Below are 13787 nucleotides of genomic sequence, written 5' to 3' on the forward strand. Positions count from 1 at the left end.
CCGGCGCGGCCTCCAACGCCACCAGGTCCCGATCGAGCTGATCCAGGTTCTCGTGCGACTCCACGAGAAACTCCTGAACGATGTCACCCAAGTCGCTCACGGCCAGGCCCCCTTCCGCCCTCACCGGGACAAACCAACCGCCGGGACCTGGAACAGGTCCTTAACGGCAAACTCACAGGGACAATCGGCACCCTGGAGGGCCGGTCAAGGAGATTCGTTGCGTTCCGGTGAGCAGACGGTCACACGGTGTCAGTTGAGCTCCGCGGGGCGCGGTCCCGTGAGCGGGTCGCGGCGCACCAGGGTGGCCTGCCGGATCAGGCGGCGGGACGTGCTGAGCTTCGGCTCGCACGTGACGAGCGTGAGCAGCGGCCCGGCACCGGGCGCGGGCGGGGCGAGGACCTCGCTCTGCTCCGGCTGGACGACGCTGCCGTCGACGACCCGGTAGACCAGCCAGGTGTCGCGGGTCTCGACCACGACCGGCGCACTGACCTCGAGCTCGTCGAGGTCCCAGAAGACGCCCGGGTAGCGGTGCCCGGCGATGCCCGCGTTGCCGGTCTCGCCGAACGTGGCGGTGCCGGTGATGTGCCCGGGGCCGAGCATGAGCCGGTCGTCCCCGGACCCTTCGACGACGAAGAGCTTCAATCGCAGCGTCGGTACGTGCAGCACCGCGACCGGCCCGTCACCGGCGGCGCGGGAGGGACGGACGGGCATCCCGGCCGGTGGGCGACGGCCGGCCGCCTCGGCGGCGACGGTCGCGTCCGAGGTCACCCGCCGAGGTTCACCGGCCCACTCGGCGGCGGCCCACTCGGCGGCGAGGCGCTCCTGCGCGGCATGGACGGCACGGACCCGGCCCCACCAGCTCCACGCCGTCACGCCGCCCGCGGTCACGCCGGAGGCGAGCAGCAGGACGGCCGCGAACAGGAGCAGGCGGGTCGTCCGGTCGCCACGCCTGCCGGTACCCACAAAATGGACTATAGGCGTTGAAATTCGGGCAGAAGGCGCTTCGCTCGCCATTCAGCCGGACGGTGGCCGCCCCAGAACGGCGCTTCCCGCTCGCACCCCGCACCGCAACCCGCCCACACCTGGGGTAACGCTGAATGGACAGGTGAGGATCTGGTTGTGGTTCTTGACGTGCGCCGCCGTCGCGTCCGCCGTGGCCGCCGCCCTGACCCCGGACGGCTTCGGCGTGTTCTGGGTCACGGTGCAGGCGGCCTGCCTCGGCGCGGCGGTGCTCGGCGTGCGCCGGCACCGGCCGGCGCCCGCCGCCGCGTTCTGGCTGCTCATCGCCGGGGTCGGCGGGTCGGTCGTGACCACCGCCGTCGAGACCGCCGTCCCGGACCTGGCGCCGGCGGCGGAAGCGGGCTACATGCTCTGCTACCCGCTGACCGGTGTCGCGCTGTGGCTGCTCGCCCGCCGCCTGCGGCCGTGGTCCTCGACCCGGATCCTCGACGCCGTCATCGCACTGATCGGCATGGCGCAGCTGGCGTGGGCGTTCGTGCTGCACCCGCTGCTGTCCCGGGCCGGCCTGGACCAGGTGACGACCGCCGGCATCACCACCCTCGCCGTCTGCGACCTCCTCGTCGTGTCGATGCTGCTGCGCGTCGCGTTCGCGGCCCGGCCCGGCGTCGCGTCCGGCCTGCTGCTGGCGTCGACCGCCGCGATGGTCCTCACCGACATCAGCTACGTGATCATGTACGTCTGGGGGCGCGGCGGCGCCGTCGAGGCCCCGATGGCCTCCGTCGGGTGGCTCGCCTGGAGCTTCCTGCTCGCCGCGGCGTGCCTGCACCCGGGCGTCCGCGACATCGGCGACCGTCCCCGCCCGGGCGACGTGAGCGCCACCCCCATCGCCGGGTTCATCGCCCTGGCACTGCTCGGCCCGGCCCTCCTCGTCGCCGGCCTCGGCATCCACCGCGGCCCCGGGTCGTGGGTGCACACGCTGGTGCCGGCTGTCCTCACCGCCGCGCTCATGGTGGCGATGGTGCTGCGCCTCGGCCGGGCGCTGCGGGAGCGCACGTCGCTGCAGCAGGAGCTGGCGTTCCGCGCCCAGCACGACGTGCTGACGGGCCTGGCCAACAGAGAGGAGTTCCGTGCCCGCCTCCAGGCCGACATCCACGCACTCGACGGCGTCGGCCTGCTCATCGTCGACCTCGACGGGTTCAAGGACGTCAACGACACCCTCGGCCACCCCGCGGGCGACGCGCTGCTGCTGGAGGCGACCGCCCGGCTGCGCGCCATCGCCGGCCCCGGGGACCTCCTCGCCCGGCTCGGCGGCGACGAGTTCGCGGTGGTCTCCGCCGACCTCGGCGGCCTCGACGACCTCGCCGAGCGCTGCGTCGCCGACCTCGCGTGGCCGTATCTCGTCGACGGCCGGGAGCTGCGCCTGACCGCGAGCGTCGGCGTCTACGCCGGCGCGCCGGCCAGCACCGGCGAGGCGTTGCAGAACGCCGACCTGGCCCTCTACGCGGCGAAGGACGCGGGCCGCAACCGCGCCGAGCGCTACGACCCCGCGATGCGCGCCGCGCAGGTCGCGCACGCCGCGCTCGCCGAGCAGCTCCGGGCCGCCGTCGACGGCACCGGTGACGGCACCGCCGGCGGGTTCGCCGTGCACTACCAGCCGGTCGTCGACGTCCACACCGGGCGCGTCGCGGCGGTCGAGGCACTGCTGCGCTTCACCACGCCCGATGGTTCGGCGGTCTCGCCGGTGCGCTTCGTGCCCGTCGCTGAGGAGACCGGGCTGATCGGCCGGCTCGGCGCCTGGGTCCTGGAACGCGCGGCGACCGACGCCCGCGCCTGGCACGCCTCGCACGGCATCTCCGTCACCGTCAACGTCTCCGGCCGCCAGCTGCGCAACCCGCAGTTCGCCGACGAGGTCCTCGCCACCCTCAAGCGCACCGGCCTGCCCGGTGCGGCGCTCGTCCTGGAGATCACCGAGACGGTCCTGGTGACCGCGACCGTCGAGGAGACCGAGGCGGTCAGCCGGCGGCTCGCCCGCCTGCGCGCCCACGGCATCCGCATCGCCATCGACGACTTCGGCACCGGGTACTCGTCCCTCGCCTACCTGCGCACGCTGCCCATCGACGTGCTGAAGATCGACCGGGCGTTCGTGGCCAGGGTCGCCGACCGCCAGGAGAAGGCGCTCTTCCGCGCCGTCGTCGAGCTCGCCCGCAGCATGTATCTCCAACCGGTCGCCGAGGGCGTCGAGACCGAGGAGCAGGCCGCCGCGCTGCGCGAGCTGGACTGCGGCTACGCCCAGGGCTTCCTGTTCGCCCGCCCGATGTCCGCCGACGCCCTGCGGACCTTCCTCGCCGGCCAGCTGGTCCCCTAGGTCCTGCCCTCCTGCTCCTGGGCGGTCCGCAGGGTCGAGGAGTGCGGGACCCAGTCGGCGAGTTGGACGGGGTGGCCGAGCTTGCGCAGCTTCGTCACCACCTCCGGGTCGTCGTCGACGACGACCGCGATCGACGACTCGCGGGCCAGCCGGGCCAGCTGACCGGCCTTGTAGTCCCTCGCCGGGCGGCGGTCGCCGGCCGGCCGCATGAAGAGCAGGTCGGCGGGCAGCCCGGCCCGGCGCAGCCAGGCGTCGGTCACCGGGCGCAGGTGCTCGGGGCGGCCGGTGAGCCAGACCAGGACGTGCTCGGCGGCGTGCCGCAGCGCGAGCTCCACGCCCTCCGGCAGGACCGGGTCGCGGTCCGCGGCGGCGAAGAACCGGGCCCAGTCCTTGGGCCGCCGATCGAGATACCTGAGCCGGTGCCGGACGTCGGCGACCACCCCGTCGATGTCGAACACGGCGAGCGCCGCGTCCCGCTGCACTGGTTCGTCCACGGGGCCCATCATGCCGTTCCGCTGCCGGTACCGTCACACTGGAAACAGCAGATGACAGATATTTCGGAAACGTCGGTCTCACCCGCGAAGAAGTATGCCAAGCGGACGTTTTCCCAGCTCAACAGGCGTAGTCTTCGCACCGGGCGTGGGGGTCGCGGCAGAGCGGCCACAGGGGACGAGGCCCAGCGTGGCGGTGGCCCCACCGCGCCGATCGAAGGGGGTGTCCGCTTGATGCGGATCATGTTGGCCGGCCTCCGGGTCGCCCGAGTGGAAGCCTACGACCATGTGGCCGCCTGAGGCGGAGCGGTTCGCGGACCGGACGACCGCGGGTCGCATGCTGGGCACGGCGGTCGCGGCACACCTGCGGCAGCTCGACATGACGCAGGCCCCGCTGGTGCTCGCGCTCCCCCGGGGCGGGGCCCCCGTCGGATACGCGGTGGCGGAGGCCGTCCGAGCCGACTTCGACCTCATGGTCGCCCGGAAGATCGGCCTGCCGTGGCAGTCCGACCAGGGTGTCGGCGCGATCGCGGAGAACGGCCCACCGGTGTTCGACCGCAGCGCGCTCGCGTGCGTCGGGCTGAGCACCAGTGACCTCGCGCCCGCCGTCCAGCGGGAGCGGGTGGAGCTGCGGCGCCGCCAGGAGCGCTACCGCGGGTCACGGCCGGCCCCCGAGGTCGCCGGACGGGTGGTCATCCTCGTCGACGACGGGCTGGCGACCGGAGTCACCGCACGCGCGGCGATCCGGGCGCTGCAGGCCCAGAAGCCGGCGCACATCGTGTTCGCGGCGCCGGTCTGCGCCGCGGAGTCGGTGGACCTGCTCGCCTGCGACGTCGACGCGGTCATCGACATCCACTCCCCCCGGGAGTTCCACGCCCTCGGCCTGTACTACACCGACTTCACCCCGGTCACCGACGCGGACGTCAGCGACATCTGCGCCATGGCCTGGGACGCCATGAAGGTGCCCACGCCGGTCTGACCGGGCGCGCACCGGACGCTCTTCCCGCCTCCAGGGTTTAACCCACCGGAGGCGGGTAGAGCGTCACCCCATGAGGGCGAGTCTTGCCGCGACCGTCGAGGTCCGCGGGGATGCGACCGTGGTGCACGTGGCCGGGAGTCTCGGCGTGAGCACCGCGCCGATGCTGCGCACCACCGTCCTGGAATGTCTCGCCGCCGAGCCGGCGCTCATCGTGCTCGACGTCGCCGGGCTGCGGGCCCATGACGACGTCGCGCTGACCGTGCTCCCGGCCCTCGCCCAGCACGCCGCGGCCTGGCCCGGCAGCACCGTCAGCATGGCGGCCGCCCCCGCGCCGCTGCGCTCCGCGCTGGACCGCATGGCGGTCGCGCGGCAGATCCCCCTCTTCGCGACCACCGACGCGGCCATCGCGCACTGCGGCGCCGGCACGCCCGGCGGCGAGCCGCCCGCGATGCGGGCCAGGCTCCAGCCGATGGTCGACGCGACCGCCGCGGCGCGGCACCTGGTGGACCGGGCCTGCCGGTCGTGGGGGGTCTCGCGCCTGGCCGACCTCGCCGAGCTCATCGTCACCGAGCTGGTCAGCAACGGGGTCCGGCACGCGCGCACCGAGCTGGAGGTCCGGGCCGGGCTGCGCCACCGCCAGCTGCACATCTCCGTGCGCGACGGCAGCCACGAGCTCCCGGTCCGCGGCACGACCGGCGACACCCTCGCCGAGAGCGGCCGCGGGCTGCTCGTCATCGAGGCGCTCACGCACCGGTGGGGCTGCACGCCGCTGCCCGACGGCAAGGTCGTCTGGGCCACCCTGCGCGCATAAAGCGGCACGGAAAGGTCACCCGGTACCTCACCCTTTCACATATTCATTGGCAATTCCCCCGTGCGTACAGTGACCGGGAAAGCAATTCCGCCCGGTTCCACGACCGCACGCTCAACCGCGAATCGCTTGCTGCGCAACGCGATGGGATAGGGGGGAGTCTCCACCATGGAGACAATGCCCATACACAGAGACCGATTTGATTCGGCACTTTCACTGGAATCATGGCGCGAAGGAGACGAGGAGATCCTGCGGCCGGCCGGGGTGCTCGACCATGCGGCGAGCCTCGACCTGCGACAAGCGCTCAGCCAGCGGCTGGACGCCGGGCAGGTCAACCTGACCGTCGACCTGTCGCGGCTGCGGCTGCTCGACTGCGCGGCCGCCGACACCCTGCTGCGGGCCCAGCTGGAGGCCCAGGAGCGCGGCGGCGGCCTGCGCACCCCGGGCGCCTCCGACCTGGTGCTCGACGTCCTGGAGATCATCGGGGCGGCGAAACGCCTACGTGCCTACGACGATCCACCGGTCGGCGCGCCGCCGCCGGTCCAGGAGGACGAAGAGCCGCAGAGCCAGTGGACGACGGTCAACGAGCTGCTGCGCCAGGCCGCCTCGATGGACGTCACGGACACCCGCCGGGGTGCGCTGCGGCAGCGGGCGATCGAGCACAGCCTGCCCCTGGCCGACCGCCTCGCGCGCCGGTTCCACGGGATGGGCGAGTCGCCCGCCGACCTCAGCCAGGTCGCCGCGCTCGGGCTGATGAAGGCGATCGACGGCTTCGACCCCGACTACGGCACCGACTTCGGCGGCTACGCGACACCGACGATCGTCGGGGAGCTGAAGCGGTACTTCCGGGACAAGGGCTGGGGGGTGCACGTGCCCCGGCGGCTCCAGGAGCTGCGGATCGAGATCAACCGGGTGCGTGACACGCTCGGGCAGCGGCTGGGGCGCTCCCCCACGCCGCGTGACGTCGCCGAGCACCTCGGCGTCGCCGAGGACCAGATCCTGGAGGCTCTGGTCGCCTCCTCGGCGTACCGGCCGGTGTCGCTGTTCGCGCCGCTCGGCGGGGACGACGACGCGGGCACGCTCGCCGACGTGCTCGGCGACGACGACCGCGACATCGACGGCGTCGAGTTCCGGCAGGCCGTCAAGCCGCTGATCGCCCGGCTGCCGGAGCGGGAGCGGCGGATCCTGTCGCTGCGCTTCTACGGCAACCGCACCCAGGCGCAGATCGCCGCCGATCTCGGCATCTCCCAGATGCACGTGTCCCGGCTGCTGTCACGCACCCTGGAAGCATTACGCCGCGCGTTGCTGGACGGTTGAGAACCAGACACGCCGGGTAGGAGGCCCCCGATACGAAGCCGGCGCCGCCGCCCGGGCCGTGTCCGAAGGGGGAAACGTGACGGAGCTCCACACGGTGGAGATCGCCGCCGTGCTGCGCCAGCTCACCGCCCGCCTGATCGCCAGCGACGACCTCGACGAGGCCCTCGAGGACCTCGTCGAGACCGCTGCCGATCTGGTGGACGGGGCTTCGTGGTGCGCGGTCACGCTGGTGCGGGCGGGTGGCCCGTCGACCGCGGCCGCCTCGTCCGAGCTGCCGGCGACACTGCACGACAGTCAGTACCACAGCGGCACCGGACCTTCGATGGAGGCGATCCGCACCCGTGATCTCATCGTCAGCGCCGACCTGTCGTCGGACGACCGCTGGCCGGGCTGGCGCGAGCACGCGCTGGAGGCCGGGGTGCACGGCGTCCTGACCGTCCCGGTCGACATCGACGAGCAGGTCATCGGGGCGTTGACGGTGTACGCGGCACAGCCCGGACGCTTCACCCCGGATGCGGGGCTCACGGCGATGCTGATCGCCGAGCACGCCGGGCTGCTGCTGGCCGCGGTCCTCGACCGTGGGCGGCAGGCGAACCTGCACGCGACGCTGACGGAGGCCCTCGCCGACGGCGAGATCGTCAACCGGGCCATCGGGATCATGATGGTGCAGCGGGCGTGCTCGTCGGAGGCGGCTCTGGAGGTGCTGCACGGCACCGCGGGCCGGCTCGGGCTGCCGCTCGCCGCGGTCGCGCAGCGGCTCGTCGAGACCGTCGAGCGCCGGGCGACCGTCGGCTAGGTGACCGGTGCCGAACGTCTGAGCTGGTTGATGCCGCGTTCGACGGCGCGGCGCCGTTGGGAGACGCGGCCGCCCTTCGACCCGCGTCTGCGCCGGTGCGACGTCCGCCTCACCCGGCGGCTCCTTCTGCGAGCCACCGTCCCGGCGGGCACCGGCAGCGTGCTCACATCAGCGACAGCGCCGTCGCGATGCTGATCCCGATGTCGGCGTAGATCGTCAGGGCCTGCTGCCAGTGGTGGCGGGCCTTCTCGGTGTCGCCCTCGGCGCGGTGCGTGTGTGCCAGTCCGTTGTGCGCGTCGGCCTGCCCGTGCCGGTCGCCGGCGCGGTCGGCCAGGGCCAGGGCGGCGGCGTAGCCGGCCTGCGCGGTGCCGATGTCGCCGGCCGCGAGCAGCGCGGCGCCCGGCCCGTCGGTGACTCTCGCCGTGCGGTGCTGCCCGGCGGGCGTGCCCGGGTCGCCCGGCCGGTGCGCCGCCAGGCCGGGACCGGTCAGCGCCCGCGCCTCGGCCGCGTGGTCCCCCTGCCGGCGGGCGGCGGCGTACGCGTGGGCGTGCGGGAGGAGACCGTCGCGGTCGCCGCTGCCGGAGCAGCGCCGCACGGCCGAGGCCAGCGCCGTGGTGTGGCCGGGCCAGCCGTGGGCGGCGGCGTGCCCGGCCACGGCGACGAGGTTGGCCCGCTCGGTGTCGAGCCACGCGCGGGCGGCCACGGCCCCGTCGAAGGCCGGCCCGGACGGGTCGGGGTCCGGCCTTCGACGGGGGCGTGGCCCGGTCGGGAACAGCAGGTGCGCCGCCGCCCGGGCGGCGTGCAGGTAGTGGTCGAACAGGCGGGTGAGGCAGGCCCGGACGGCGGCCGGCGTCTCCTCCTCGGCCGCGCGGTCCGCGGCGTACGCCCGCAGCAGACCGTGGAAGGTGTACCGGCCGGGCGCCGCCTCGGCGACCAGGTGGGCGTCCGTCAGCTCGGCCAGCAGCGCAAGGGTCTCCGGGACGGGCAGCCCGGCCAGCCGGGCCGCCGCCGGCGCGGCGAGATCCGCTGCGGGCTGCAGCCCCAGCAGGCGGAACAGGCGCGCCGCGGGGGCGCTCAGCTCCCGGTACGACCACGAGAACGCCGCCCGGACGTCGGTGTCCGGGTCGCCGGTGGTGAGCGCGGCGAGCCGGGCGCGGCCGTCGCCGAGCCGCATCACCAGGTCGGCCAGGGACGCGTTCGGGCGGGTGACGGCGCGGGCGGCCGCGATGGCCAGGGCCAGCGGCAGACGGGCGCAGCGCTCCACGATCATGTCGGCCGCGTCGGGCTCGGCGGCCGTCCGCCACCGTCCGAGGCGGTGCGCCAGCAGGTCCCGGCTCTCGTCCTGGGTCAGGACGTCCAGCGGCACGAGGTGCGCGCCCTGGCCGGCGATGAGACTCGCGAGGGTGTGCCGGCTGGTGATCAGGACGTGGCAGCCGGGCGCGCCGGGCAGCAGCGGCCGGATCTGCTCGGCGTCGCGGGCATTGTCCAGCAGGAGCAGGACGCGCCTGCCCGCGAGCAGGGTGCGCAACAGCGCGGACCGGGTGTCCGCCCCCGCCGGGATCCCCGCCGCCGGGACACCCAGCGCCGTCAGGAAACCGTGCAGGACCTCGACCGGGGCCCGCGGGGCGGCCGGGTGATGCCCGCGGAGGTCGGCGTGGAGCTGACCGTCCGGGAACCGGGCCCGCACCCGATGTGCCCAGTGGACCGCGAGCGCGGTCTTGCCGACGCCCGCCGGGCCGGACACCGCCGTGATGGCGACCGCGGATCCGGCGAGGTGGGCGTCGAGGATGCCGTCGAGCCGCGCCATGGCGGCGAGGCGCCCGGTGAACTGCGGGATGTCGGCCGGCAGCTGCGCGGGCGGCGGTGACCCACCGGCCCTCACCGGCGCGACCGCGCCGGATGCGCCCGTTTCGGGGGGCGGCTGCGGCCGCAGGGCCCGTCGGTGGGCGGCGAGCAGCTCCGGGCCGGGCTGGATGCCCAGCTCGGCCGCCAGCCGGTGGCGGATGGAGGCGTACGCGTTGAGGGCGGCGGCCTGCAGGTCACCGGCGGCGAGGACGGTGATGAGGCACGCGTGCAGCGGCTCGTGGAGCGGGTTGGCGATGGCGAGCTCGCGCAGCAGGGGCAGGCACGCCTCGGCCCGTCCGCCGCGCAGCGCCAGCTCCGCATACCGCAGCGCCGCCGCGATCCGCTCGTCGCCGAGCGCGACGAGCAGCGGATGACCGTGCAGCTGCGGGATGTCGCTGAGCGGATCGCCCTGCCACAGCGCCAGGGCGGCCGCCAGGAGCTCGACGGCCTCGGCCGGCCGCGCCGAGCGGCTCAGCCGCGTCAGGCGCCGGAACTCGGCGAGGTCGAGCTGGTCGTCGCCGAGGTCGAGCCGGTAGCCGCCGGGTGTGCGGCTGAGCGCGGCCGGGCGCAGGGCCGACCGGAGTCTGGACAGATAGGTCTGCACCGCGCGCACCGGCGACCGGGCGTCCCCGAGCATCTCGACCAGGTCGGTCATCGGCGCCGGCGCGTTGGCCGACAGGGCCAGGCGAGCGAGCACCGCGCGGCGGCCGCCGCGGCCCACTGGCACGTCGGCGGTGTCGCGGTGCACGGCGAGCGGTCCCAGGACGCGGATCCGCACGGGCCCGCCGGCGTCGGCGGGCGCGCCCGGCGGATCCCGGTCCCCCGGCTCGGCGGCCCGGCGCAGGGCGGTCTCGGCCGTTTCGTCGAGCGTGAGCGCGGCGGCGATGGCGTCCACGAAGCGCCGCTGGGGCCGGCGGGTGCGTCCCTGCTCCAGGTCACGGATCGCGGCGAGGCTGATGCCGGCCCGATCGGCCAGGTGCCGCTGGCTGAGTCCCGCCGCGCGGCGGCCCGCCCTGAGCAACCCGCCGAAGCCGCCGCTGACGTCGTTCACGTGCCGGACCCCCGTCCCGTCGGATCCACCCTAGTACGGGTTCGGCGCGGCGATCGGCCCGTACATCGAAACATCGAAATGTCAATGCACCAGCGCCTCGGCGTCGGTGAATATCCGCTGTTCACAGCCCAAACTCGCCGGTGCGGTCCAGGTACGGGTTCGCGATCGGGACCGATCGGAAGCACGGCCAGCCGATGATGGTTATCGATCGACAAGACGCGACGAAAGGGAGCATGGTGTTCAGATCGTTGCAGCACATGGGTGCGGCGCTGGTGGCAGTGCTGGCCGTTCTGGTGGCGGTGCCGTCGCCGGCGCAGGCCTCCTCCGGCGGGGGTTGCGGCCCTCGCGTCTCCTACCACTTCGGCGGCGCGGGCGTGCTGTACGTCACGTCCTGCATCAGCTTCAGCAGCCCGCACCTGAAGCCCGACTTCTACGTCGAGAGCAACGCCCCGGGCGGATTCACCTGCACGGTCAAGCAGCAGATGCGGATCAACGGATCCGCTGTGAGCGGCGGCGCCCACGTCTCGAGCTGCGTCGCCGGCCACTACGGTCCGTGGAACTACGCGGTCCTCCCGCCGTCCGGTTACGCCGACGCGCGGATCGCGATCGTCGTCAACGGCGTCGAGCAGGTCGTCTCGTACAGCCCCAACGTGTACTTCCCGTAACCGCACACCGGATACACGGCCGCACCGGCCCGCCGTCCTTGGCGAAACCGGTGCGGCCTCGGTGCGGCCTCGGTGCGGCCTTCATGCGGTCAGACGGTCAGGGTCCAGCTGTTCAGGTAGCCGGTGTTGCCCTTGGCCGAGTCGCGCACCCGGAGCTTCCAGGCGCCGTTCTTCAGCCGGCTGCTCATGTTCACGGTGTAGGTGGCGTCGAGGTTCTTCGCCTTGTCCTTCGCGTTGGCGGCCTTGAGGCGCTTGACGGAGCCGTTCGGCGCGAGCAGCTCGACCACCAGGTCGCCCCGCTTGGCGTGCACGACGTGCACCTCGACGCGGGTCGCCGCCGACGCCTTACCGGCGCAGCCGCTGACGACGACGGCGGTGGTGACGGTGCCGCGGTCGCGGATCGCGGCGTCGGCGCCGTTGGTGCGCACGTTGCAGGGGGCGGCCGCCGGGGCGGGCGTGGCGACGACGGCGACCGGCTGGGTGACGGGCTGCTGAGTGACGGGCTGGGTGACGGGCTGCTGGGTGACGGGGGCGACGGCCGGGGCCTGGAGCAGCCGGTTCGGCGAGCCGGTGCCGGGGTTGGCGACGACACCCGCCACCGACGTGGTCAGCAGCGCGCTCTGCACCTGCGCCGGGCTCGCCGACGGGTTCGCCGACAGGTAGAGCGCCGCGGCGCCGGCGACGTGCGGGGACGCCATCGAGGTGCCGCTCATGATCGCCGAGCCGTGGTCGCCGCTGTTGCTGGCGGAGGTGATCGCGACGCCGGGGGCGAACACGTCGACGCAGGCGCCGTAGTTGGAGAACGAGGCCCGGTTGTCGCCGGCGTCGGTGGCGCCGACGGTGATCGCCTCGGACGTGCGGGCCGGGGAGATGTCGCAGGCGTCGACGTTCTCGTTGCCGGCGGCGATCGCGTAGGTGACGCCGGAGGCGATCGAGGTGCGGACCGCCTGGTCGAGCGCGGGGCTGGCGGAGCCGCCGAGGCTCATGTTGACGACCGCGGGCTTCCGCGCGTTCGCGGTCACCCAGTCGATCCCGGCGATGATGCCCGAGTAGGAGCCGGAGCCGTTGCAGTCCAGGACCCGGACGCTGACGATGTTCACGGACTTCGCGACGCCGTAGGTGCTGCCGCCGATCGTGCCGGCGACGTGGGTGCCGTGGCCGTGGCAGTCGCTCGCGTCGGTGTCGTTGTCCACGAAGTCGTAGCCGGAGCGGGCCCGGCCGCCGAACTCGCTGTGCGTCAGGCGGACGCCGGTGTCCAGCACGTACGCGGTGACGCCGGCGGCGCCACCCGTGTAGGAGTAGGTGCCGTTCAGCGGGAGGCTCGCCTGGTCGATGCGGTCCAGGCCCCACGGCGCGCCGCTCTGGCCGGCGGCGAGCTCGACGGTGCGGTCCTGCTGGACGTAGTCGACGAGCGGGTTGGCGGCGAGCCGCTTGGCGCCGCGCTCGGTGAGCCGCGCCGAGAAGCCCTTCAGCGTGCTGCCGAACGAGCGTTGCACCTGCCCGCCGAAGCGGTCGGCGAGCCGGCTGGCGTTGCTCGCGGTGTCGGCGGCGGCCACCGTGTCCTTGAGGACGACGATGTACCGGTCGCGGATCGTGCCGGGCTGCCCGGCGTCGCGGATCTGTCCCTCCGCCGGGGCGGCCAGGGCCGGAGAGCCGGCGGTCACGAGTCCGGCGACCGCGACGGCGGCGACGAACGTGGCGCGCAGGGTGACTCGCATCTGGCTTTGCCCCTCCCGAAGTGGTGACGTGCGTGCTTCACCAGATTCGGGGGTCGGCGGTGCGGGCCCGGTTCGCCGCGGGTTGCGGTGCGGTTGCCCGCCCTGTGGGCCTAGTGGGACAGGCAGTCGATGGTGGCGAGGAGGCTGTTGAGGGGGCGGCCGCGGGTGAGTTTCGTGTCCGCGAGGGACAGGCCGTGCACCGACGTGGCGTGCGGCGCGTTGGCGCTGTAGAAGACCACCGGGACGTCGGCCGTCGCCTGGTTGCCGCGGAACAGGTCGAGCAGCTCGTCGCCGTCGACGCGGGGCAGGTGCAGGTCGAGCACGGCCACGTCGAAGTGCGGCTGCCCGGCGGCGACGTCGAGCGCCTCCTGCGGCGTGGCCGCGGTGATCACGTGGTGGCCGCCGATCTGCAACCTGATCGCGGTGGTCTCGCGGATGTCCGCGTCGTCGTCGACGAGCAGCACTCGTGCCATGGCAGCAGGGTTCCCTTCCCGACGGATCGCAACCGTCTCATCGGCCGGGGAACCCTGCCACGTGAAGCAACTTGCCCGTCTGTCCGTCCGGCGTCTCGTCCGCCGGACACTGCTGTCAGGAGCTCGACCTGCGGCGGCGCAGGACGATCAACACGACGACCACGACGACGATGACCACGACGGCGCAGCAGCAGCCCCCGATCAGGCCGCCGCCGACCTTGGGCTTCTTCTTCGCCACCTCGCCGCTGAACTCGAGCACCGAGGGGTTGAGAGAGCTGGCGACGTATGCGAACAGTGCGATCATTCCGCCACGGTAACG

12 protein-coding genes are annotated in these 13787 nt (G+C 73.8%); 6 read left to right on the forward strand and 6 right to left on the reverse strand.

Going from position 1 to position 13787, the window contains the following annotated elements; genetic code table 11:
- Positions 1 to 249: 249 nt before the first annotated feature.
- A complete protein-coding gene (locus ABZS58_RS47435; protein ID WP_354791039.1) occupies positions 250 to 963 on the reverse strand; it encodes a sortase in 714 nt (237 codons plus the stop codon).
- A gap of 142 nt (positions 964 to 1105) precedes the next feature.
- On the opposite strand from ABZS58_RS47435, the gene ABZS58_RS47440 reads away from it, so the two are divergent.
- Positions 1106 to 3325, forward strand: a complete 2220-nt coding sequence (locus tag ABZS58_RS47440) for a bifunctional diguanylate cyclase/phosphodiesterase (protein WP_354791041.1) — start codon at positions 1106 to 1108, stop codon at positions 3323 to 3325.
- On the opposite strand, the gene ABZS58_RS47445 is transcribed toward ABZS58_RS47440, so the two are convergent.
- Positions 3322 to 3819, reverse strand: a complete 498-nt coding sequence (locus ABZS58_RS47445) for a hypothetical protein (protein ID WP_354791042.1) — start codon at positions 3817 to 3819, stop codon at positions 3322 to 3324. The genes ABZS58_RS47440 and ABZS58_RS47445 overlap by 4 nt on opposite strands.
- 283 nt (positions 3820 to 4102) lie before the next feature.
- Here ABZS58_RS47445 and ABZS58_RS47450 point away from each other — a divergent pair, with 283 nt between their 5' ends.
- The 4 genes from ABZS58_RS47450 (at position 4103) to ABZS58_RS47465 (ending at position 7716) form a co-directional block, all read left to right on the forward strand.
- Complete coding sequence (locus tag ABZS58_RS47450; RefSeq protein ID WP_354791043.1) at positions 4103 to 4795, forward strand: phosphoribosyltransferase family protein; 693 nt, start codon at positions 4103 to 4105, stop codon at positions 4793 to 4795.
- A gap of 70 nt (positions 4796 to 4865) precedes the next feature.
- On the forward strand, positions 4866 to 5606 hold the full coding sequence (locus tag ABZS58_RS47455) for an ATP-binding protein (RefSeq protein ID WP_354791045.1): 741 nt from the start codon (positions 4866 to 4868) through the stop codon (positions 5604 to 5606).
- Positions 5607 to 5780: 174 nt separating this feature from the next.
- A complete protein-coding gene (locus ABZS58_RS47460) occupies positions 5781 to 6920 on the forward strand; it encodes a SigB/SigF/SigG family RNA polymerase sigma factor (RefSeq protein ID WP_354791047.1) in 1140 nt (379 codons plus the stop codon).
- 76 nt (positions 6921 to 6996) lie between these two features.
- Positions 6997 to 7716, forward strand: a complete 720-nt coding sequence (locus tag ABZS58_RS47465) for a GAF and ANTAR domain-containing protein (protein WP_354791049.1) — start codon at positions 6997 to 6999, stop codon at positions 7714 to 7716.
- A 163-nt stretch (positions 7717 to 7879) separates the two neighbouring features.
- Here the strand turns inward: ABZS58_RS47465 and ABZS58_RS47470 are convergent, their stop codons facing one another.
- Positions 7880 to 10612, reverse strand: coding sequence for a BTAD domain-containing putative transcriptional regulator (locus tag ABZS58_RS47470; RefSeq protein ID WP_354791051.1), 2733 nt, complete (start codon positions 10610 to 10612; stop codon positions 7880 to 7882).
- Between the two features lie 233 nt (positions 10613 to 10845).
- On the opposite strand from ABZS58_RS47470, the gene ABZS58_RS47475 reads away from it, so the two are divergent.
- Complete coding sequence (locus tag ABZS58_RS47475) at positions 10846 to 11277, forward strand: hypothetical protein (RefSeq protein WP_354791052.1); 432 nt, start codon at positions 10846 to 10848, stop codon at positions 11275 to 11277.
- A gap of 89 nt (positions 11278 to 11366) precedes the next feature.
- Here ABZS58_RS47475 and ABZS58_RS47480 read toward each other — a convergent pair whose 3' ends face one another.
- The 3 genes from ABZS58_RS47480 to ABZS58_RS47490 all read right to left on the reverse strand — a co-directional run bounded on the left by ABZS58_RS47480 (position 11367) and on the right by ABZS58_RS47490 (position 13772).
- A complete protein-coding gene (locus ABZS58_RS47480) occupies positions 11367 to 12995 on the reverse strand; it encodes a S8 family serine peptidase (protein WP_354791054.1) in 1629 nt (542 codons plus the stop codon).
- 110 nt (positions 12996 to 13105) lie between these two features.
- A complete protein-coding gene (locus ABZS58_RS47485) occupies positions 13106 to 13468 on the reverse strand; it encodes a response regulator (protein ID WP_354791055.1) in 363 nt (120 codons plus the stop codon).
- 115 nt (positions 13469 to 13583) lie between these two features.
- Entirely contained in the window at positions 13584 to 13772 is a 189-nt protein-coding gene (locus tag ABZS58_RS47490; protein WP_354791056.1) for a hypothetical protein, read from the reverse strand.
- Positions 13773 to 13787: the final 15 nt, after the last annotated feature.

Origin of the sequence: Dactylosporangium sp. NPDC005555, assembly GCF_040605635.1 — a bacterium.
Classification (GTDB): Bacteria; Actinomycetota; Actinomycetes; order Mycobacteriales; family Micromonosporaceae; genus Dactylosporangium.